Origin of the sequence: Halopelagius inordinatus (assembly GCF_900113245.1) — an archaeon.
Lineage (GTDB): Archaea > Halobacteriota > Halobacteria > Halobacteriales > Haloferacaceae > Halopelagius > Halopelagius inordinatus.
Genome location: NZ_FOOQ01000004.1, coordinates 163,409 through 184,440 on the forward strand (window position 1 = coordinate 163,409; position 21,032 = coordinate 184,440).

Here is a 21,032-nt window from a genome sequence, read left to right on the forward strand (position 1 = left end):
GCCCGGCGTCTGTGACGCCGGGACGAACGGCCGCCCGCCCGGGTGTCCCCCCGCCGCATCTACTCACCCCTGTCCACGTGGCGCCTCCACCCGGGACGGCCCGTTTTTCTTCGCGCCGATACCGGTGAGCGTCGCCGCCGTCGCGGCGTCGCGTCCGGCGTCTCCCGGCCCGATTCGTCCGTCCCCCCTCGCTTTTGTTCCGGTCGCCCCTATATCCGTCCATGGCGACGTACTCTCGGCTGACGCGCATCGACGCACCCCTCTCGGACGTGTGGGAATTTCACGCCCGCGTGTCGGGACTCGAAGCTCTCACGCCCGACTGGATGGGACTCCGCATCGAGGCGGTGCGCGGCCCGGACGGCGAGTCCGACCCCGAGACGTTGGAGACGGGGTCACAGATTCGCATGTCGATGCGGCCGTTCGGCGTCGGCCCGCGTCAGCAGTGGACCTCTCGAATCGTCGCGCGCGAGGAGAGAGACGGGAGCGCGATGTTCCGCGACGACATGGTCGGCGGCCCGTTCGAGTCGTGGACGCACACGCACCGCTTTTTCGCCGACGGCGACGAGACCATAGTCGAAGACGAAGTCGAGTACGAACTCCCGTTCGGTCCGGTGGGGCGGGCGGTGTCGCCGCTTGCGGTCGTCGGTTTCGAACCGATGTTCCGCGACAGGCACCGGCGGACGAGAGAGTGGTTCGACTGAGCGTCAGTGCTCGGGCGGGCCGACCGGCGTCTCGAACTCGAGGGCGGGAGCAGTCGTCCGAATTTCGAACCTCGCGCCCCCCGCCGAGGACTCCGTCACGCGGACGTTCCAGCCGTGCGCTTCGACGATGCTCTCGACGATGGAGAGACCGAACCCGGACCCCTGTTCGCAGGTGGTGTGACCGTGTTCGAACACCGCCTCTCGGTCCGACTCGGGGATTCCGGGTCCGTCGTCCGCGACGTAGAACCCGAGTCCCTCGTCGAGAGGGCCGACGGAGACCGTCACCGTATCGTCGGACGTGACCGGACCGCTCTTTGACCCGCGTTCCACGACATCGCCAGACTGCGTCTGGCGGCCCGTCGGGCCGTGTTCGACGGCGTTCCGAAAGAGGTTCTCCATCGCCTGACCGAGTCTTCCGCCGTCGGCCGAGACGACGCCGAGCGAATCGGAGACCGATAGCTCCGCGTCGTCGGTATCGACCGCGCGCCACGCCCGTTCTGCGAGGTGTCCGACCTCCACCGGCGAGGTGTCGCCGACGGTTCGACCTTGTCTCGCGAGTTCGAGAACGTCGTTCACGAGGACGTTCATCCGGTCTAAGGCGTTTTTCGCGCGGTCGAGGTGCGCCACGTTCCCCGTCTCGCGCGCGAGTTCGACGAAGCCGTCCGCGACGTTCAGCGGGTTTCGGAGGTCGTGGCTGACGACGCTCGCGAACTCCTCTAACCGCTCGTTTTGCCTGCGGAGTTCCTCCTCTCGCCGTCTGCGCTCTATCGTGTGCGAGAGCATGTCGGCGGCCGTCCGGAGCAGCGACACCTCCTCGTCGGGCCACGGGCGGGCGTTCTCCGACACGAGCGTCACCGCGCCCGAGAGCGACCAGTTCGAGACCATCGGGACGGTGACGAACGCCGCGTCGTCGGGCGCGTCGAACGCCGATTCGAAGCCCGACGCGTCGGACGGGAGCATCGCCCCGTCGACGGAGCGCGCGTCCTCGAACTGGTGGAGGCGGTCGAAGACCCACGGGCAGTCGTCGGCGGCGACCGACGCCGGTTGCCCCGCCGCGCCGTCGGCCGTCCACTCGTTCATCTTCTGGAGCGTGGTGGCGTCTTCGTCGTACCGAGAGACGGTACAGCGGTCCACGTCGAGGAACTCGCCGATGCTCTGGAGCGTCCAGTGGACTTTCGTCTCCACCTCGTCGAGTTCGGCGCTCATGAGCGTCGTCGAGGTGTCGAGGACGACGTCTTTCAGCTTCGTTCGGTACCGGACGGTCTCCTGTCGTCGGCGCTTCTCCGTCACGTCTTGGAGCGTTCCGACGACGCCGTCCGCGTCGTCGCCGCCGAGCGGTCGCAGTCCCATCGTCCCGACGCACCGGATTCGCTCGCCGCCGGCCGAACGGACGTCCGCCTCGAACTGGACCGTTCCGGAATCGCCGCCGGACACGACTCGGTCGAGTTGCTCCGAGAACGCTCGCTCGTCGGACCCCGACGTGAGCGCGGAGACGTGCTCGCCGAGTATCGCCTCGCTGTCGTAGCCGACGAGTTCGACGAACGCGTCGTCGACGGCGGTGAACCGCCCGGACCCATCGAGGACGTAGACGGCGGTGTCGAGCGCCTCGAACACGGTGCCGTAGCGCCGCGACTCCACCTGCGCTCGGTACCGCGAGACGGCGTTCAACACGCGGTTCGCGAGGACGGCGTACTGGTCCGTCCCGGCGTCTTTCTGCATGTAGTCCGTCGCGCCGACGCGGAACGCGTCGCGAGCGACCTCTTCTGACCCCTTCCCGGTGTAGAGGATGAACGGCAGGTCCGGTCTCACCGTTCTGACGGCCCGCAGAAACGACAGGCCGTCCATCTCGGGCATCTCGTAGTCGCTGACGATGCAGTCGACCGACGACGATTCGTCTTCGACGCGAGAGAGCGCCTCCTGCGGGCGTTCTGTCGCCTCGACGGTCAGCTTCACGTCGGCAGCCTCGCGTTCGAGATAGGTGGCGACGAGCGACGAGAGTCGCGGCTCGTCGTCTACGTGCAGGACCGTAACACTATCGCTCAGGCTGACCATACTTCGACTCTCTACGTTCGGAGTATCAGCGTTGTGCCCCAGTTATCAAGCGTGATACGAAATTCCGCGAGTCACTCGCTCGTCGGACGGGGGGCGTCGTCGGCCGGGACGTCCGCGTCCACCCCGGAACGACGGGCGGCGGCGACGTAGATACCGCACAGGACGACGGCACCGCCGACGACGGTGGCGGGCGTCGGAACCTCCGCGAGGAGGACCAACGCGAGCACCGTGCTCCCGACGGGTTCGCCGAGAAGCGACACCGAGACGACGCTGGATTCGAGATGCGCGAGCGCCCAGTTGATGACGGTGTGACCGACGACGCCGGGGCCGACGGCCATCCCGAGAAAGAGCAGCCACTCCCGCGGCGGGTAGCCGACGAGCGCGTGTCCGCTGGCGACGGTGAGAGCGAGGAGGACGAGCGCACAGACGCCGTAGACGACGGTGACGTACGGAATCAACGACATCCGCTGTCGGAGCGAACGACCGGCGAGGACGTACCCGGCGGCCGTCACCGCGCCGACGACCGCGAGGGCGTCGCCGTAGAGCGGAGCCTCGCCCGACAGCGACGCCTCCGCCGCCCCGCCGGGGTAGAGCGCGCCGAGACTGCCGGGGAGCCCGGCGAACAGAGCGGGGAAAAAGAGGTCACCGAGCGTCATCGTAACCATCCCGACGAGAGCGACGCAGATACCCGCGACGACGCCCCGGGTGATGCGTTCGTTCAACAGCGCCCACGCCCCGACTGCGACGAAGAGCGGTTGGGCCTGAACGAGGGTGACGCTCGCCGCGACGCTGGTCCACTCCAGACTCTCGAACCACGAGGCGAAGTGGACGGCGAGGGCGACCCCGGCGGCGACGGCGACGAGGGCGTCGCGCCGCCCGAACGCGCGGAACGACTCCCGAGAGCGCGAGAACGCTACCGGCGCGAGGAGCGAGACGGTAAACAGCACCCGGTAGAACGCCTTCACGAGGCTCGGCGCCTCGCTAAATCGGACGAGGATGGCGCTCGTACTCACCGCGAGGACGGCGACGGAGAGGGCCAAAAGCGGGGACACCGCCGGGGACTGCCGGGACATACCACATCACACCGCCTCGTTCGGCTTACTCGTTTCGGGAGACAGAGGAGCGGACGGTCTACTCCGCGTCGTCGGGGACGTCGAAGTCGTGGAAGTGCTCGCCCTTCTCCTTCGAGAGGATGTTCAACGCGGCGGCGGACCCGTCGCCCGCGGCGATGTTGGCCTGCCACTCCTCGGCGCGGACCATCGCGCCCGTCGCGTAGGCGTCTTCGACGCTCGTCTGCATCTGGAGGTTCACGTCTACGAGGTCGTTGTCCGTGAACTCGCAGCCGAGTTCCTCCGCCACGTCGCGGTTCGCGCCGGTGGCGAGAACGAGGTAGTCGGCGTCGTGTTCCGTCTCGCCGTCGACGGTGACGGTGAAGCCGTCGTCCGTCGATTCGACGTCCGTCACTTCGTCGAACCGGACGTCCGCGCCGAAGTTCTCGACTTGCTCGCGCATCCGTTCTATCAACTCGGTGCCGCCGACCTCTTCGATTCCCGGGTAGTTCCAGAGACGCGCCTTGTGCATCCACGTCTCGTCGGTGTCGAAGACCACGGTGTCGAGGTCGTTCTTCGCAGTGTACAACGCCGCGCCGAGACCGGCGGGGCCGCCGCCGACGATTGCGACTCGTGCCATACGGAGCGTTACAGTACCAAGGGGAATCAGGATTGGGACCGCCACGGCAATTTTCCTACTTTTGGCACGAACGTGGTCAGGTCCGACGGACCGATCCGCCCGCGGACCCGTTCGCCCGACGCGGGTACGAGAGCGACGTCAGTCCGCGTGCGTCGGTCGCTCCGCGTACGGGATGGGGTCTTCGCGCCCGACGTTCCCGAACGCCTCCAGACGGTACACGCACGAGTCACAGGTGCCGCAGGCGGGCTCTTCGGCGCGATAACAGGACCACGTGGACTCGAAGGGGACGTCGAGTTCGACGCCGCGACGGACGATGTCCGTCTTCGAGTCGGTGACGAACGGCACCTCGATTCGTATCTCGGTCTCGGGTTTCGTTCCCGTCTCGACCATCGCCTCGAACGCCTCGAAGAACTCGGGGCGGCAGTCGGGGTAACCCGCGTAGTCCTCCGAGTGCGCGCCGACGAAGACGGCGTCGCAGTCGTTGGCCTCGGCGTAAGAGACGGCCATAGAGAGCAGGTTCGCGTTCCGGAACGGGACGTAGGAGGTGGGTATCTCCTCGCTGTCCGGTTCTGCGTCCTCGACCGCCATCGAGTCGTCCGTGAGACTCGACGCGCCGATGCGCGAGAGGTGGTCCGTCTCGACGTGGAGAAAGTCCACCGCGTCGAGTTCCTCGGCGAGGGTCGTCGCGCAGTCGTACTCTTTGGTCTCCGTGTTCTGGCCGTAGGAGGTGTGCAGGACGTAGAGGTCGTACCCCCGCGCCGCCGCCTCGTAGGCCGTCGTCGCACTGTCCATCCCGCCGGAGAGGAGGACGACGGCGCGCGTTCGGTCGTCCGCGGCGGCGGGACCCTGTTCGGCCGATTCGGCGTCGCGTTCGTCCGGTTCGATCTCGTGTTCTGTCGGTTCTGCGTCGGACGCGTCGTGTTCTGTCATGGGTGGTGTGAGAGTCGAAGTCGGTCGGTCAGGTCTCCGGCGCGTCGTTCCACAGGTCCACGTGCAGACGTGGCGTGTAGCGGTAGCCGTACTCGGCCGCCAAGTCGGCGACGACGTTCCGGGTCGATTCGAGTTCTTCGCGGGTTTGGCCCTCGGGCATGAGGAGAACGTCGTGGTCGTTCAGGTCGGCGTCGGTCCGTTCGCGAACGTCGGCGACGAGAGCGTCTATCTCGGCCATGTCGTCGGGGTCGGTGACGACGAACTTCAGTTGCGCCTCGTGGCGTTCCAGAAGCGTCGTCAGCGCCGCGAAGTCGATTCGTCGCGCTTCGTGGCGGGCCTCCCACTCGCCGGGGTCGCCCTTCGGCGCGTTCTCGGTCCGGGGGGTCGAAGTGGAGAGTTTCGGGCTGACGCTCGCGAGGTCCATCGGCGCGTCGGGCGCGAACGTCCCGTTCGTCTCCACGGTGACGTGGTAGCCCTCCGCGGCGAGTCGTTCGAGAAGCGTCGTCGAGGCGTCGTGAAGCAGTGGTTCCCCCCCGGTGAGGACGACGTGGGTCGGGTCGCGGGCGGCGACTTCCTCGACGATTCGGTCCACGCTCAGCCACGCGTGCGTCGGTTCCCACGAGGTGTGATAGGAGTCGCAGAACCAACACCGGAGGTTGCATCCGCTGGTCCGGACGAACGTGCTCGGGACGCCCGCGAGTTTGCCCTCGCCCTGCAGGGATGCGAACAGTTCGTTCACCGGGAGGGCGGGGCCATCGGGCGCGTCGCCGGGCCTCTCGACGGTCGAGGTGACCGGCATCAGCGAGAACCCGTGCAGAGTTCGCTCGTCTCGCGCACCGAGACGGACACCTCCGAGACGGTGTCCGGAAGCACGTCCGCGAGTTTCTCCTCTAAGACGACGGCCATCACCTCGGCCGTCGGGGGCGAATCGAGGACGACGGCGGCGTCGGCGTCGCCACTCGCCTCGAACGCCTCCACGAGGGGGTCGCCGGATTCGAGGAGGAACATGTGGTCCCACTCGTCTATCACGTCGGTCACGTCGCCTTTGTCCGCGACCCACCCCTCCGCCGTGAGGTCGCCCACGAGTTCCACCGAAATCTCGTAGTTGTGGCCGTGCGGGCGGCTACATTTGCCGTCGTGATGGAGGAGCCTGTGGCCCGCGCTGATTCGGACGGGGCGGTCCGAACCGATTTCGAGGACGCGTTCGCCCGCCCGAGAAACCGTCGCGCCGGACTCGCTCCCCTTCGTGTCGGAACCGCGGCTCCGAGAAGATTGGAGTATTCTTTCGGTCATCTCCCGATATTATCTCTGGCGAAGTCAAAAAGGCACTCATCGGTGCGCAGCCTTCGATACCGTCGGCGAACCGGTCGGTATCAGTCGTCGGCGGTCGTCTCCGCGCCGACCGCTTCCCGCCACGAGTCGGGGACGCGGACGGACTCGCGCGTTTCGGGGTCGACGACGACTTGGACGGACTCGCCGGTGGCGGCCACCTCGCCCTCGTGGGAGATTTCGTACGTCATCGTAAACGAGGAGTTGCCCACGTCGGTCACGTCGAGTTCGACGGTCACCGTCCCGGTACCCTCGATGGGACGCCGGTACTGGAGTTCCAGAGAGGCGAGGACGATGCTGATGTCCGTGCTTCGGACGTCGAGTTCGTCCTCGAAAAAGCGGACGCGCGCCTGTTCGCAGTAGGTGGCGTAGACCGCGTTGTTGACGTGTCCGACCAGGTCGAGGTCGCTGAATCTGACGTCGAGTTCGGTCCGGTAGGGAAGTGCGCTCACGGGAGAGCCCTCGCCCGCGAGAGGTTAAGTTTCGACGGTTGCGGAGACGGGTCGCCGCGAACCGGAGCGTTCATCGCTCGCCTGCCGAACTCACGGCCGATGCCAGTAGCCACCGTGGGTACGTCCGCGACTGCGTCGCTCGACGTGAGCGACTCGACTATCGCGGAGTTCGCCGCTCTCTCGGGCGACGACAACCCCCTCCACCTCGATGCGGAGTACGCCGCAGAGACGATGTTCGGCGGGCGAATCGCGCACGGAATGCTCGCCGCGTCCGTCGTCAGCGCCGCGGTCGGATCGCTTCCGGGCGACATCGTCTATCTGTCGCAGACCCTCTCGTTCGAGAATCCCGTCCGCGCGGGCGACGAAGTCATCGCCGACGTCGAAGTTGTCGAGGCACTCGGCGGCGACCGACTCCGCGTTCGGACCGCCGCCCGCGTCGGCGACGAACCCGTCGTCTCGGGGAAGGCGGTCATTCTCTCGGTGCCGCACGAGACCGACGGCTGAGCGTCAGTCGACGGTTCGGGCCCGGTCGGCGTCGGCGCGGGTCGCGGGGGAGTCTCGGTGGAAATCGAGCACTCGCCAGACGTTCGACCGACCGCCCGCGCGGGCCATCGTGAGCGGAACCGTCGTTCCGGACGGGAGTTGCGACAGCGTCCGTCGCACCCGTTCCGACTCGTAGTCGACGAGATGCCGTGTCTCTCTCGTGTCCGCCACTTCGACTGTCATCGTTCCGTGGTCGTTCATCGGTCGGCGGACGACGACCGACCGCGGACGGGAGCCAGAGGATGTACGCATACGCGACACCGACGGACGCGAGGAGCTTAAACTGATATATGACTGCCATATACTCGCACGGAGTACTCGATAGCGGTGGGAAACCGACGCCGCGACGGTGCGGCGATAGCGGTGTGGCGAAGACGACGGTTCCGACGCCGCGATGGCGGCAGTTACGCCGCCCGGGGGCCGACGGGAGATGATTCCGTCCGGGAGGGGGCGAGCGTCGTCGGGGAGAGCGACCGCGAGGCGTTGCTCTCGGAGCGTTGATACTCTTGGAAGCGGACTCTGACGGCGACGTCCCGCCCGGTCACCTCCGTGATTCGGCGGTCGAGTTCCCCGGCCACGGACGGTGGGTCACCGCCGCCCGCCGTCCGCGACGCGACGACGGTCACCGTCTCCGGCGGCCCGGGGAAGAATCCGTCGCCGTACTCGAATCTGACGGCGACCGGTTCGGTGTCTCCGTACTCGGGTTGGCTCAGAGTGTCTTCGACCACCCCGGTGGCCGTTCGCTCGAACAACAACTGCTGACCGGCCGCGACGCCGACGACGCCCGCGACGAGGACGACTGCGAGTGCCGTGCCGACGAGGAGGAGACGGCGCTTTCGAGGGGCGTCAGACGGGAAGAGCCACCCCTTCTCGTCGGGGCCGTAGAACTGCAAGAGAACGGCGAACGCCCCGAGGTTGATGAGAAGTACCGTCACGAGGAGCAACAGCAGCGACCCGACGGCGATTCGGTACTCGCCCCACGCGAGTGCGATGCCGACGGTGGCCGCCGCCGGGATGAGGGCCGCGGCTATCATCACGCCGATGAGCGACGTCGGCCCCTTGGTCGTGATGCCGAACGCGCCGGCGGCACCGGCGGTGAGTCCGACCACCATCGTGACGAATCCCGGAGAGATGCGGAGTCCGATGAGTTCGACCGAGGTGATATCGAGCGTCGAGGGCACGAATCCGAGAGCGAGGAGAACGTAACTGAACGCCCCCGCGGCGACGATACCGGTCACGAGACCGGCGGCTTGGATCCAGATGCTGTTTGCGAGCATCTTCCTGTCGCCCGTCACCGCACCGACGGAAGCCGTCATGACGGGGCCGACGATGGGGGCGATGACCATCGACCCGACGACGACCGCGGGCGAATCGACGAGCAACCCCCCGGCGGCGATGACCGCGCTCAGAAAGATCATCGCGAGAAACGAGAACGTGTCTCGGCTCATGTCCTGGGCCTTCGACCGCAGTTCCATCTGCGTCAACGGGTCGAAGTCGTCGGCGAAGCGTTGTTTCAGCTCCTCTGAACGCGGCGAGACCGAACTCTCCAAGGACTCGACGCTCAGATACTGGTCGCTCTCGACGCCCGCGTCCTCGAAGCGGTCCAGTACGTACCCGATGGCGTCGGTGGGAAGCGGTATCTCGACTAACCACTGTTCTTCCCGTTTGCTGCCCATCTGCGCCCGGTACCGAACGTAGTCGATGCCCTCGTCGTCCAGTACGTCGGTGACGTCCCCTAACTGGTCGTCGGAAACGAGCACCTGAATGCGTCGCACACCGGGCCTACGAACAACAGCGAAATATGACTTCGGGGCGCACGCCCGGTCACGGTCGAAGCCGAGGCGCGTCGCCGACGCTCCCCGTCGCTGTCGGCGCGAAAAACGAGTCCGCCCTCCCCGAATTGAACGGGGGACAAGCCGATCTACAGTCGGCTGCTCTACCAGGCTGAGCTAAGGGCGGTCCAGTTACACCTACCGCCGTCGCCCGACTTAAGAATTACTCATCGGGCGTCGTCGCCGTCGGCGAGAAACCGCTCGACGGCCCGGTCGATTTTCGCCTGCACCGCGTCGAGTTCCGGTATCGTCTTCGCGTTGTACGCTCGCTTCGAGCAGTCGGTGTGGTTCGGGACGATCTCGTGGGCCCGCATCGACGCCTCCGCGAGTCTCCGTTGGTGGGCCGTCGCCTCCCACTCGGGCATCGAGAGTTCCGAGACGGTGGATTTCGAGAGACTCGACTTGCCGCCCGAGGAGATGTCGCGCAGACTCCGCTGGTACGGCGCGGAGTTCAACAGCGCACAGAGGTAGTGCGCCTCCGCCTCGTCGTCCGTCGCGACGAACATGCAGTGGTCGCCGGGGACGACGGGTTTCTCGCCCAAAAACGGGTCCTCGACGGTGGAGACGACGGCGAAGTGGGGTTTGAACCCGAGACGACACCAGACCACCTTGTAGTCGGCCCACGTGTACGGACCGAGGCCGAACAGGCCGTAGAACGGACCGTCGTCGAACCACGACGACCCGCGCGAGTCGAGGCGTTCGCGGTGGTCCTGTAAGTACGCGTACGTGTTCGGCGTCTCCTCGCGGACGGCCGACTCGTTGTCCTCTCCGGCGCGCCGTTGGGGGACGAGGTGGCGGTCGTATCCGAACAGGCCGTACTTCACGACGTGTTTCGACTTCAGGTACGGGTAGACGTGGTCGGGTTCGAGAGTCCGAGCCTCGATGGTGTCGCCGTCGAGTCCGTACACCGCCTTCGCGTCGTCTTTCACGCCGTGGCGGATGCGGTAGTCCGCGGGGCCGAGCGCACGGCGTTCGGCGTCGGCGCGGACCCACGGCCCGGCGGGCGTCTCGGGGTTCGCCGGGAGGTACGCCGTCTCCTCGCGGCCGAGCGTTCGGCGCATCGCGGAGAGCGAATCGAACGCCGGGGGCCCGGCGTCCTCGCGCCGCGCCCATCGCGTCGTCGGCACGCCCTCCCGTCCATCGTCGCTTCCGTCGTCTCCGCCGGTACTCTCGTCGGCCGACTGTCCGCCCCGGCCCACGGCGAGTCCGTAGAGGGCCGTCCCGGCGTCCACCTCCTCGCCGAACGGCGCGAGAGTCCCGAAATCGTGGATTCTTCGCATCGAGAGCGACCGGTCGCCGACGCGGCGGCGGCGGAGGAGTTCGCCCGCCGGACCGGTCAACAGGTCGCGCTTGAGGACGAACGCCGCGCCGCCGCCGTCGCTCAGGAGGCGGTGAACGCACGTCCACGCGAAGGGCACGGACACGTCGTCGTTGGCGTGGCCGAGGCGGGCGTTCCGGCCGCGGTGACAGAACAACTCCAGATTCGGGTCGGCCATCGGACCCTCGCGCCACCGGTCTTTCAGTCGTTCCGTCAGCGAGTCCCACGTCAACCACGGGGGGTTCCCGAGGAGGATATCGGCGCGTTCGCCCGAGAGCGGAGCGTCCGCGGCCGTCGCGTCGAGGGCGTCACCGAGGACGATGGGGAGGTCGAGAGAGAACGGTTCCGCCGCGGCAGAGAGGAGGGGTCGGAGCGCGAGGAGGACCGCGAGACGCGACGCGCGGACGGCGACGGGGTTGAGGTCGAATCCGCGGACGCTCTCTGCGACTCGCGTCGCCGCCGCGGCGGGGGCGACGTCCGGGTCCGACGCGGAGAGGGCCGCGCGCTTCCGTTCGGCCGCCGCGGCGACGAACGCTCCCGCGCCGCACCCGGGGTCGAGCACCGTCGCGTCGACGAAGCCGACGGCGTCGGCGTCCGCATCCCCCTCGACGACCGTCTCGACGGCCAGTTCGGCGAGTCCGGTCGGCGTGTCGTACCGGCCGAACGCCCGCCGACCGAGGCGCGATACCGTCTCTCTGTGGAGGGTCGCGACGTCCTCGGGCGCGGCCGTGCGGACGAACCGCTCTGCCGCCTCGGCGACCCCTTCGCGCGTCGTCGCAGAGAGGTCGGTGGCGACGGCGTCGTGGACGGCGTCGAAGTCGGCGTCGAACGCTATCGCGGCACCGCCGCCGGGGCGAGTCGGCACCGACACGTCGAACGTACGTTCGGCGGCCGCGAGGAGTTCCGAGAGGAGGAAATCCAGAGAGAGCGTCTGGACGAACAGTTCCCGTGCGGCCGTCTTCGGCGGGCGGTCGTCGACGAGAGCGAAGACGTCGCCGTGTCTGTCGCGGACGAACCGCCGCCAGTCGGTCGCCACCGCCTCGGTCGTCTCCTCGCCCGCCCGAACGCGTTCCGAGAGTGCGGTGCGGTACTGTCGGACTGCGTCGTCTGCGAGGAACGTCGGTGCGGCGTTGGTCATGGTTCGGTGTCTGTCGTCGGCCCTCGTCTGGACCGACCGATACACGACCCAGAGATTCGCCACGACCGACTTAACGGTACTCGTTCGCGGAATCGACGGTCCGGGCTCGGCCTACAGCAGGTCGTTCTCGCGGACGCGGACGCCCTTCTCCGCGAGATGTCGCATCTGTCGCTGCGCGAAGTCCTCCTCGCTCGTCCCGCGAGTGGCGAGGACGTAGACGAGAGCGCTCCCGGCGGGGCGCATCGTCCGCCCGGCGCGTTGCGCGCCCTGCCGTCTGGACCCGCCGAGACCCGAGGCGACGACGGCCAGTTCCGCGTTCGGCAGGTCGATTCCCTCGTCGCCGACGCGGGAGATGACGAGCGTTCGAAGGTCGCCGTCGCGGAACTCCTCGAACAGGCGTTCGCGGCGGTAGTGCGGCATCTCGCCGCTGACGAACGGCACGTCGAGCACCTCCGCGAGGCGTTCGCCCTGGTCGAGCCAATCGACGAACACGAGCGCTTTCGCCGTGGGGTGCTCGCGGAGGAGGCGACGCACCTCCTCGTCTTTGCCGGGGTTCGTCCCCGCGAGTTGGTGCCGTTCGTAGCCGTCGGCGTTGGCCCACTCGTTCTGTGCGGTGTCGTCGCCCCACGGGACGTAGCGAATCTCCACCTCGGGTTCTTGGACGTAGCCCGCCTCGAACAGTTTCGACCAGTCGGTGCCGATGGGCGGGCCGATGAGCGTGAATATCTCCTGTTCCTTGTCGTCTTCGCGCACCGGCGTCGCCGAGAGGCCGAGGCGGTGTTTGGCCTGTAAGTCCGCGCTCCGGCGGTAGATGCGCGAGGGGATGTGGTGGACTTCGTCGTAGACGATGAGTCCCCACGCCCGAGAGTCGAAAAGAGAGCGGTGGCGGTCCATCCCGGCCGTCTGGTAGGTGGCGATGGTGACCGGACGCACCTCTTTTTGTCCGCCGTGGTACTCGCCTATCTGCGCTTCCGAGAGCGTGGTGTGTCGAAGGAGTTCCGCTCGCCACTGGGCGGCGAGTTCCCGACTCGGGACGAGAATCAGCGTCTCGCCGCCGACGGAGGCCAGAGCGCCGATTCCGGTGACGGTCTTGCCCGCGCCCGACGGGCCGACGAGGACGCCCGACTTCTGGTCTCGGAACTTCTCGACCCAGTCGCGTTGGTAGTCTCTGAGTTCGACGCGCAGGTCGACGTCGAGTGGATCACCGGCGTCGAGTTCCCGGTCGTCTTTCACCGGGTAGCCCGCCTCGTAGAGGACGCGCTTTATCGCCGCCTCCGCCCCGTCTCGGACCCAACTCTCCGTGTCGGATATCGGCGCGACGAGTTGCTCGTCGTCGAGTTTCTGCCGGGCGACGTTGCCCATCAGGCTCTCCGAGGCGCCTTCGAGGACCACGTAGCCCTCCTCGTGGGTGTAGAGACGGAACTGGTTCGCTCGCTTCCACTGCGATTCGACCCACTCTTCGAGGTGCGGGGACCGAGTCGGCAGCACGGACCGCAGCATCGCGAGCAGTTCACCCAATTCGTCGAACGGCGACTGCCAGACGTCCTCTTGCCGTATCTTGTAGAGGTAGCCGCGCGTCCCGGATTCGCGTTCTCCGGTCGTGTCCGCGAGGTGGGCGAACTGCGAGAGGCGCGCGCGGGTGTACTGCGTCGGACTATCGACGACGATTTCGCGCCGTTCGGGGAACAGGACGATTCGTTCGCGCGTCGCTAAGTTCCCCCACTCGGTCGGATACCAGACGACGGGGTCCGTTTCGACGTTCACCCGCTGGACCGACCCGGCGTCGGCGAGAGCGCCGAGGGCGTCCACGGCGGCGGCCTGCGTCGTTTCGAGGCGGCGGGCGACCTGTTGGGCGGTGACGACCGGGCGACCCTCCGCTTCGAGAGCGTCGTAAAAAGAGTCAAGAGAGATGTCGTCGGCTTCGGGTTCGTCCGCGTCGGTAGCCGTAGTGTCAGCGTCTGCAGTATCGGTGTCGTCTCCGTCTGCAGTATCGGTGTCGTCTCCGTCTGCAGTATCGGTGTCGTCTCCGTCTTCAGCCTCTGCGTCTCTTTCTCGGACGTCGTCGAGGGTGTTCGGAGCGTCGTCGGCCGGAGTCGGAACCACGCCGTTGGCCTCCGGTCGGTCCTCGTCCGCGCTGTCGTGACCGGCGTCAGAGTCGGCCGGTGCGGCGTCACGACCATCGTCTTCGGTCATTGACCCGGATACGAACCCGTCGGGGAAACGGGTTGCGACTGTTCGGCCGGTTCGCGCAACCGTATTGGTGGTGGGGAACGTATCGCACACAGATGGCGACGGATACAGACACCGGTCGGCGACTCCTCGAACGCGGGGCCTCCGAACTGGAACGGACGGGCTACCGAATCGAACGACCCGCGAGCGGCGCGCTTCCCGACGCAGTCGGCGTCCGAGAGAGCGACCGGCGGGCGGGTGAACGACCCGGCGCGCGCGTCGCGATCGAACCGTTGTCGACCGACGACGTCGATCCGACCGTCGTCCTCTCGCGCCTGTCGAACGGGGCGTCGAACGGACGCTACACCCTGTTCGTCGTCGAAGACGAAGCGAGCGCAGACGCCTGCGCGGACATCCTGCGGTCCCCGCCGTTCGTCCGCGACGAAGACGAGTTCGGTCGGCGGACGTTCTACGAGGGACCCGGGCGAGTCGCCCTCGACGGCGGCCGGTACGCCGCGCACCGAAGCGACGACCCGACCCTCCGGTGGCACGAGGAGGGAACCGACGACGAGAAGCGTCTCGTCCTCCGCGACGGGGACGAACAGAGCGAGGTGGTTGCGGTCCTACCGAGCGTCGACGCTCTCTGTGGGGCGGACGCCGAGGCGTTCAGGTACTCGTACGCGCGCGAGGGCGACAAGCGAATCCGGGTCCGAACCCGAGACGGGCGAGAGGTCGGCGCGTACTCCGGATTCGCGGCCATGCGGCGCGACGCGTACGTGCCGGTTCCGATGCCTCTCGTTCCCGAACATATCTTCGAGGGGGCGGGGTCGGCCCGCCGGGAGTGGGCGATTCTCGTCGCCGGAACGGAGCGTTCGGTTCGGGCGTTCGGCCCCGGAGCCGACGATATCTTCTGAGCGGCCGACGCTCAGCCGACGGAACCCTGTTCGTCGTCGAGGGTGCGGTACCGTTCGGGCGACATGCGTTCGTGCACGAGTCGGAGCTGCTCTGTCGTCTCCAAGAAGTCGGGAAACTCCTCTAACGTCCGGTGTTCGTCGAGGTAGACGTACTCGACCGGTTCGTCCGCGATCTCCTCGAACACCTGCCGCGGTCCCGCGTCGCTGACACCGACGAACGGGCGTCCCTCGGGGTCTATCTGCGGCGTGACCTCGTGTTGGAGAAACAGCGTCGCCATCGCGAGGGCGTTGGCCAACGGCACCTGCCCGGGCGTCAACTGCCACCTCACGTCCCGCGAGTTGTACGTGACAGTCGAGACGTACCCGTCGTCGAACCGAAAGCAGCGAACCGTCTCGTCGCGCCGCACCCACTTCGACTCCGTTCGTCGGGCGTGTTCCAGCGTCCACTCCGTCGTGTCGGTGTCGGCCCCGTCCGACCACGGCGCCGGACCGCGCCCGAGAAACCGGGCGAGTCCCCCCCGCGAAGCGTCGAAAGCGCGTTCGAGAGATGCGAGTCCGCGTCGTGTCAGCTGTCTTCCCCCGCGGACCATCCGTTCGAACACCGAGGACGTCATCGCCGGTCGTTCGCACCCGGCCGTTATTGAACTGACGGCGCGCGCCGCGCGCGACTCGGCTCGACTCCCGAAACCGCGATAGCCGTTCACACCACGTTTCCGGTGAACGTTGCCGAATCGAACTCACCCGTTTCGGACCGCGTTCCGTCGCGTTCGACCCGAGAGAGCCCTCACACCGGGCTTCCGGTGAAAGCGGCCGGTCCGTCGCGGTGAGGTCGTGCTGAAGCGTACTTTCCGTACCTCCGCACGAGAGAGAATCACACCGGGCTTCCGGTGAACTGTCGGCGACGATTGATATCTCGTTCGTCCCGTCCGGAGGCGGAGGAGAAAACGCGCGAACCCGCGCAGAGACACACCACGTTTCCGGTGAGACGGGAGAGCCACTCCCCCGGAGACGTGACGGCCCACACACCGGGTTTCCGGTGAAGCGGGATGCGATGGGGTGGGAGGGTGTAGTGGGAGTGTGCAGAAAACGGGGCATGCGGAAGTCGGGTGTACGGAGTGAAGGACGCTCTGACCGTCTCTCCTCGTCGGTGTGATAACAGTCCACTCGACACACCGTATTTCCGGTGAAACACCGCTGTAAGGCGGTCTACGGTGTCGATAGCCGCGTTCGAGGAGGCGAGACGCTACGCGTCGAACCCGGTATCACCGGCATCGAAGCCCGATTGGCATCGGCACCGAAGCCCGATTTCGGTTCTGCGTTGACGTCGCGTTCGACTCTCTCGGAGGCGAACTCCCGCCGATACCTTCCCCCTCGTCTCTCGCCTCGTCTGGTGGAGTGAACAACAATGTTTAAACAGTAGTACTGTTTAACCATTCGCCGATACACTCGCACGCTAGTGCTACTACGACGCTCGGAGTAGTCGGACGGGAAACGACGGTTCCCGACTCCTGGCGGCGAGTTCGATTTCTCAGGTCGGTTCGCGCGTCGTCGCGTGGGTGACTGCAGACACTCCCGAGAGCGATACGACCGGTTCGAGACGGGTTCTCCGAGACGGATTCTTCGAGGCGTCTCCGTCGAGAGCGGTGACGTCGGGGAAACGTTCGGGGTACTCATCGCCGAGTTCGAACGGCACCCGCCGACTCTGGTTCGACTGCGTAACCGTCCCGGTGGACTCCTCAGACGGTCGCACACCGCGTTTCCGGTGAACCCGAACCCCCGTTTCGTGTGGACGAGCCCCCCGGGTGAACGGCCGTTCACCGGAAACGTGGTGTGTGTGTCGAGAGCGAAATGACAAGCCATTTCACCGGAAACACGGTGTGCTGTACTATGCCGAACGCCAGCGACGACCTCTTCACTCGGGAGGACCCCATCTTCGCCAACAAGGAACTCCTCGAAATCAACCACCTCCCGGGCGAGGGACGCATCGTCGGACGCGACGACGAGATTTCGGCCCTCGCCACCGCGGTCAACCCGGCCATCTTCGGACAGAGTCCGAGTAACGTCCTCATTTACGGGAAGACCGGCACCGGAAAGTCCCTCTGTGCGAAGTACGTCTCTCAACGACTCGTCGAGACGGCGGGCGAAGAAGACGTGAAGGCGACGTTCGCCTACGTCGACTGCGCGCAGGACACGACCGAGACACAGGCCGTCCAGACTATCGCCGACAGCGTGAACCAGTCGGCGACGACCGGAATCAAAGTCCCCGACAAGGGGCTCAGCACGTCGACGTACTACAAGCGCCTGTGGCGCATCCTCGATGCGATGTACGACGTCGTCCTCATCATCCTCGACGAGATAGACAAACTGAGCGACGACGACATCCTGATGCAGCTCTCTCGGGCGGGGGAGGCCGGGAAGATAGAACAATGCAAACTCGGGGTCATCGGTATCAGCAACAAGATACAGTACAAAGACCGGATGGACGAACGCGTCAAATCGAGCCTCTGCGAACGCGAGTTCGTCTTCCCGCCGTACGACGCGAATCAACTCCGAGATATCATGGAGGCTCGAAGCGACGCCTTCCGCGACGACGTTCTCGACGCTTCGACCATCCCGCGGGCCGCCGCACTCGCCGCCCGCGAACACGGAGACGCTCGGAAAGCCATCGACATCCTCCGGTACGCCGGCGAAATCGCTCAATCGACCGGCGCATCCATCGTCCGCGAGGAGTTCGTCACACAGGCGCGTCAGAGAGCAGAAACCGACCGCTTCCGCGAACTCATCCGCGGGTCGACACCGCACTCTCGGTACGTCTTACAGGCTCTCGCGATTCTCTCTTTGTCGAACGAGAAAAAAGACGGCTTCCGAACGAGTCGCGTCTACGAGGTGTACGAGAACATCTGTGCGGGGCAAGGCTCCGATAGCCTCTCTCTGCGCCGGGTCAGGGACCTACTGAAGGAACACGCCTTCTTGGACATCATCGAGCAGTCGAAACACAGCGGCGGAAGCGCCGAAGGGAGTTACACGAAACACCAGTTGCTCGAAGACCCCTCCGTCGTGAAGGACGTTCTCACCGAGAACGTCGAACGGAACGCCGTCGAGTCCTAGCACGCAGACAGAATACGCGTGCGGGCGAGAGTCGGTGGCACGTTCACCGTCCCGCCCGCGATTCCTCGGGGCCGAAGCATCGGGGACCAACCCGTCTCGGTGGCACTCTCGCAGTTCCCCACTGGATGCAGTACCACTGCAGTTTCTGATTGACTCGCCGACGCTTATACTTTGTTCCATTCTCTAGTGACCGAAACAATCACTCGTGATCGGGTCGGTCACTCGGGGTCCGAAGCAGGGCTACGACCCGTTTCCGGTGTCTCTCGGCGTCGGTTCGTCCGTCGACCGCGTCGATACTTCGCGGTAGCGAGCGTAGACGTCTTCGGCCCACGAGACGAACCGTTCGTGGGTCCCGTCGACGCTCGATACGAGATTCCCCATCTCGTCGTACGCGCCCACCAGGACGTGCCCGTCGATGATGAGCAAGCCGAACGTCACGTCCTCGGGCGAGACCAACAGGTCGAACTGGTCCAGTTCGTGGGCGGTTTCGAGAGCCTCCGGGTACTCCTCGGCAGAGAGTTCGAGCGTCGACTCGTCGATGATCAACTCGAAGGTGGAGTCCGGACCCACGACTTCCTTTGCGCCCTTGTTCACGATGCCGCTGACTATCGGCGTGATTCCGTAAAACGAGTCCGGCGGTTCGTCTCCGAGAACTTCGAGCAGTCGGTCGATAGCCGCGTGCGGGTCCCCTTTCGTCGCCGTCGTCGCGTTCAGTGCCCGCAGCACGTCCGGGTCCAGATCGAACTCGATGCCGCTCACGTGCGAGAGAAAGACCGAGAGTTCCTCGGCGACGTCGACGGTCGATTCGAACTCCTCGTACCCGTCTGCGACCATCTCCCCCGCGGGCGTCAGTCCGTACGTGCCCTCGTCGGTCACTTTCGCAGCCCATCCCCGTTCGACGAACGCCGAAACGGTTCGCTGTGCCGTCTCGCGCGCGCACGAACACGCGTCGGCTAACTCCGTGGGACTTCTGGACGCGTCACAGAGCGAACGGAGAATCGCCACTCTGCTCTCGGACCCGACGAGAAACGCGATCGCCTCGCGAGCGCTCATGAGACCACACTACCGCTGCGAACTGTATCACCGTTCTGGTCGCAAAGACCGACGTCTGCGTCGCTTCGCCGCGGTTCGGTGTCGAACCACGGCCGACGGGCTCAGTCCAAGAGACCCAGATTGTCGATGCGCTTTACGATCTCTTCGACCGCCGTCTCGGCGTCGTCGGTGCGCTTTCCGCCCGTGATGACTATCTTCCCGGACCCGAACAGGAGGATGACGACCTTCGGCTCGTCCATCCGGTAGACGAGGCCGGGGAACTGCTCGGGTTCGTACTCCACGTCTTCGAGGCCGAGTCCGATGGCCAACGCGTTGAGGTTGAGGTTGTGTCCGAGGTCCGCACTCGAAACGATGTTTTGGACGGTGATCTCGGGCGCTTCGTCGACCGGGATGCTGAGTCCGCGGAGTTTGTCGAAGATGATACCGAGCGCCTCGTGTACGTCGTCGATACTCTTGGCTCCGGTGCAGACTATCTTCCCCGACCGGAAGATCAGCGCCGCTGCCTTCGGGTCCTGCGTTCTGTAGACCAACCCGGGGAAGTTGTCCGGATTGAAGTCCGCACCCGGCAAGTCGTCCGCGAGTGCTTCGAGATCGAGCTCCTGCCCGATCCCCGTCGATGCGACCACGTTCTGGATTTCGATGGAGTCTGCCGGCGCACTCATTGTTCGGTCAGAATTCCTCTCTGCTGCCTTATAAAGAGCCCCGTTATAAATTGGTACCGACCGAAAAGGATGTCCTCTCTCGAACGAGTCCCCCCGAATTAGTTGGTCGTTTACGCACGTGCGCGTAGAACTCGATAGCTCTCCGGACCCGTACGTATATTGGTCGGATATTCAACTCGGTTCGAGATAGGCGGTCAATGTCAAAAGTTCCCACCTCTCTTGGATGATTTTTCGAAATCCGTGCGAAATCAACGGCCTTTTATGTACCCGGGGCATTCGTAGAAATACGCAGAGGCAGCCCGGGACGTTCGGGCCGCCACCTTCCGACAGCCCCACTCCACTAACCCTCGACTCGGGTCGCGTGGGTGCATCTCGCACTCACCGCAGACCCGAGACGACGGCCTTAAGTGGTCCAAGGCATTTCGGAATAATGCGAACGACACACCGCGATCGCGGGCGGTTCAACCCCGTCCGCAATCGGACTTCCACCACGTCGGCTTCGGCCGACGCCGCGGACGAACCGAGGCCCTTAAGGCCTCCAACGTCCTACACTGAAGTCCGAAAGCCATGAGGATTCCACCCCTGCGGTCCGCCGTACACGATGGAATCTGATGTTAGCCTTGGTAGTTCGGTGACACCCGTTCGGTGTCGTCGAATACCACACGGACCAAGCAATTATGGTGATTCTGTTCACATCACGTGAACGAATCCCGCCACCCCCTGGCCCTCTGGGCCAGGAACATTCCGGTTGATCCTGCCGGAGGTCATTGCTATCGGAGTCCGATTTAGCCATGCTAGTCGTGCGAGTTCAGACTCGCGGCATATAGCTCAGTAACACGTGGTCAAGCTACCCTACAGAGAACGATATCCTCGGGAAACTGAGGCCAATAGTTCATAAGGTTCCCAAGCTGGAGTGCCGGGAACTGGAAACGTTCCGACGCTGTAGGATGCGGCTGCGGTCGATTAGGTAGACGGTGGGGTAACGGCCCACCGTGCCGATAATCGGTACGGGTTGTGAGAGCAAGAGCCCGGAGACGGAATCTGAGACAAGATTCCGGGCCCTACGGGGCGCAGCAGGCGCGAAACCTTTACACTGCACGCAAGTGCGATAAGGGGACTCCGAATGCGAGGGCATATAGTCC

Annotated in this window: 19 protein-coding genes, 1 tRNA gene and 1 rRNA gene; 5 read left to right on the forward strand and 16 right to left on the reverse strand. The window is 65.7% G+C overall.

Annotated features, from left to right (window positions below; translation table 11 throughout):
- The first annotated feature begins 221 nt into the window (after positions 1–221).
- The gene (locus tag BM167_RS14260; protein ID WP_092893392.1) at positions 222–701 is read left to right on the forward strand and encodes an SRPBCC family protein; all 480 of its coding nucleotides are present in this window, start codon (positions 222–224) and stop codon (positions 699–701) included.
- Positions 702–704: 3 nt separating this feature from the next.
- On the opposite strand, the gene BM167_RS14265 is transcribed toward BM167_RS14260, so the two are convergent.
- From BM167_RS14265 to BM167_RS14295, 7 genes are all read right to left on the reverse strand, one after another.
- Positions 705–2,753, reverse strand: coding sequence for a hybrid sensor histidine kinase/response regulator (locus BM167_RS14265; protein WP_092893393.1), 2,049 nt, complete (start codon positions 2,751–2,753; stop codon positions 705–707).
- Between the two features lie 71 nt (positions 2,754–2,824).
- Entirely contained in the window at positions 2,825–3,826 is a 1,002-nt protein-coding gene (locus BM167_RS14270; RefSeq protein WP_092893394.1) for a DMT family transporter, read from the reverse strand.
- Between the two features lie 58 nt (positions 3,827–3,884).
- On the reverse strand, positions 3,885–4,442 hold the full coding sequence (locus BM167_RS14275) for an FAD-dependent oxidoreductase (protein ID WP_092893395.1): 558 nt from the start codon (positions 4,440–4,442) through the stop codon (positions 3,885–3,887).
- A 138-nt stretch (positions 4,443–4,580) separates the two neighbouring features.
- Entirely contained in the window at positions 4,581–5,234 is a 654-nt protein-coding gene (queC, locus tag BM167_RS14280; RefSeq protein WP_245781375.1) for a 7-cyano-7-deazaguanine synthase QueC, read from the reverse strand.
- Between the two features lie 166 nt (positions 5,235–5,400).
- Positions 5,401–6,171, reverse strand: a complete 771-nt coding sequence (locus tag BM167_RS14285; RefSeq protein ID WP_092893397.1) for a 7-carboxy-7-deazaguanine synthase QueE — start codon at positions 6,169–6,171, stop codon at positions 5,401–5,403.
- Positions 6,171–6,665: a 6-pyruvoyl trahydropterin synthase family protein gene (locus BM167_RS14290; protein ID WP_092893398.1), complete on the reverse strand. Its 495-nt coding sequence runs from the start codon at positions 6,663–6,665 to the stop codon at positions 6,171–6,173. The genes BM167_RS14285 and BM167_RS14290 overlap by 1 nt, the downstream gene beginning before the upstream one ends.
- Before the next feature lie 80 nt (positions 6,666–6,745).
- Positions 6,746–7,153 (reverse strand): acyl-CoA thioesterase, encoded by a 408-nt coding sequence (locus BM167_RS14295; RefSeq protein WP_092893399.1) that lies wholly within the window; start codon positions 7,151–7,153, stop codon positions 6,746–6,748.
- 99 nt (positions 7,154–7,252) lie between these two features.
- Here BM167_RS14295 and BM167_RS14300 point away from each other — a divergent pair, with 99 nt between their 5' ends.
- The gene (locus BM167_RS14300) at positions 7,253–7,657 is read left to right on the forward strand and encodes a MaoC family dehydratase (RefSeq protein ID WP_092893400.1); all 405 of its coding nucleotides are present in this window, start codon (positions 7,253–7,255) and stop codon (positions 7,655–7,657) included.
- Positions 7,658–7,660: 3 nt separating this feature from the next.
- On the opposite strand, the gene BM167_RS14305 is transcribed toward BM167_RS14300, so the two are convergent.
- From BM167_RS14305 to BM167_RS14325, 5 genes are all read right to left on the reverse strand, one after another.
- Complete coding sequence (locus BM167_RS14305; protein WP_092893401.1) at positions 7,661–7,948, reverse strand: DUF7999 family protein; 288 nt, start codon at positions 7,946–7,948, stop codon at positions 7,661–7,663.
- A gap of 152 nt (positions 7,949–8,100) precedes the next feature.
- Positions 8,101–9,471, reverse strand: coding sequence for a TIGR00341 family protein (locus tag BM167_RS14310; protein WP_092893402.1), 1,371 nt, complete (start codon positions 9,469–9,471; stop codon positions 8,101–8,103).
- A 110-nt stretch (positions 9,472–9,581) separates the two neighbouring features.
- Positions 9,582–9,655: transfer RNA gene (locus tag BM167_RS14315), tRNA-Tyr, on the reverse strand.
- Positions 9,656–9,695: 40 nt separating this feature from the next.
- The gene (locus BM167_RS14320; protein WP_092893420.1) at positions 9,696–11,984 is read right to left on the reverse strand and encodes a type I restriction endonuclease subunit M; all 2,289 of its coding nucleotides are present in this window, start codon (positions 11,982–11,984) and stop codon (positions 9,696–9,698) included.
- A 111-nt stretch (positions 11,985–12,095) separates the two neighbouring features.
- Entirely contained in the window at positions 12,096–14,177 is a 2,082-nt protein-coding gene (locus tag BM167_RS14325; protein WP_092893403.1) for a DEAD/DEAH box helicase, read from the reverse strand.
- Positions 14,178–14,269: 92 nt separating this feature from the next.
- On the opposite strand from BM167_RS14325, the gene BM167_RS14330 reads away from it, so the two are divergent.
- Entirely contained in the window at positions 14,270–15,067 is a 798-nt protein-coding gene (locus BM167_RS14330; RefSeq protein ID WP_092893404.1) for a hypothetical protein, read from the forward strand.
- A gap of 11 nt (positions 15,068–15,078) precedes the next feature.
- Here BM167_RS14330 and BM167_RS14335 read toward each other — a convergent pair whose 3' ends face one another.
- Both BM167_RS14335 and BM167_RS18605 read right to left on the reverse strand, forming a co-directional pair.
- Entirely contained in the window at positions 15,079–15,681 is a 603-nt protein-coding gene (locus tag BM167_RS14335; RefSeq protein WP_245781373.1) for a hypothetical protein, read from the reverse strand.
- 914 nt (positions 15,682–16,595) lie between these two features.
- Entirely contained in the window at positions 16,596–16,817 is a 222-nt protein-coding gene (locus BM167_RS18605; protein ID WP_177213384.1) for a hypothetical protein, read from the reverse strand.
- A 137-nt stretch (positions 16,818–16,954) separates the two neighbouring features.
- Here BM167_RS18605 and BM167_RS14345 point away from each other — a divergent pair, with 137 nt between their 5' ends.
- Complete coding sequence (locus BM167_RS14345) at positions 16,955–18,175, forward strand: Cdc6/Cdc18 family protein (protein WP_092893406.1); 1,221 nt, start codon at positions 16,955–16,957, stop codon at positions 18,173–18,175.
- A 240-nt stretch (positions 18,176–18,415) separates the two neighbouring features.
- Here BM167_RS14345 and BM167_RS14350 read toward each other — a convergent pair whose 3' ends face one another.
- Positions 18,416–19,228, reverse strand: a complete 813-nt coding sequence (locus BM167_RS14350) for a helix-turn-helix transcriptional regulator (protein WP_092893407.1) — start codon at positions 19,226–19,228, stop codon at positions 18,416–18,418.
- Between the two features lie 101 nt (positions 19,229–19,329).
- On the reverse strand, positions 19,330–19,890 hold the full coding sequence (locus BM167_RS14355; protein WP_092893408.1) for a TATA-box-binding protein: 561 nt from the start codon (positions 19,888–19,890) through the stop codon (positions 19,330–19,332).
- Positions 19,891–20,631: 741 nt separating this feature from the next.
- Here BM167_RS14355 and BM167_RS14360 point away from each other — a divergent pair.
- Positions 20,632–21,032: ribosomal RNA gene (locus BM167_RS14360) — 16S ribosomal RNA — on the forward strand; the annotation flags it as partial.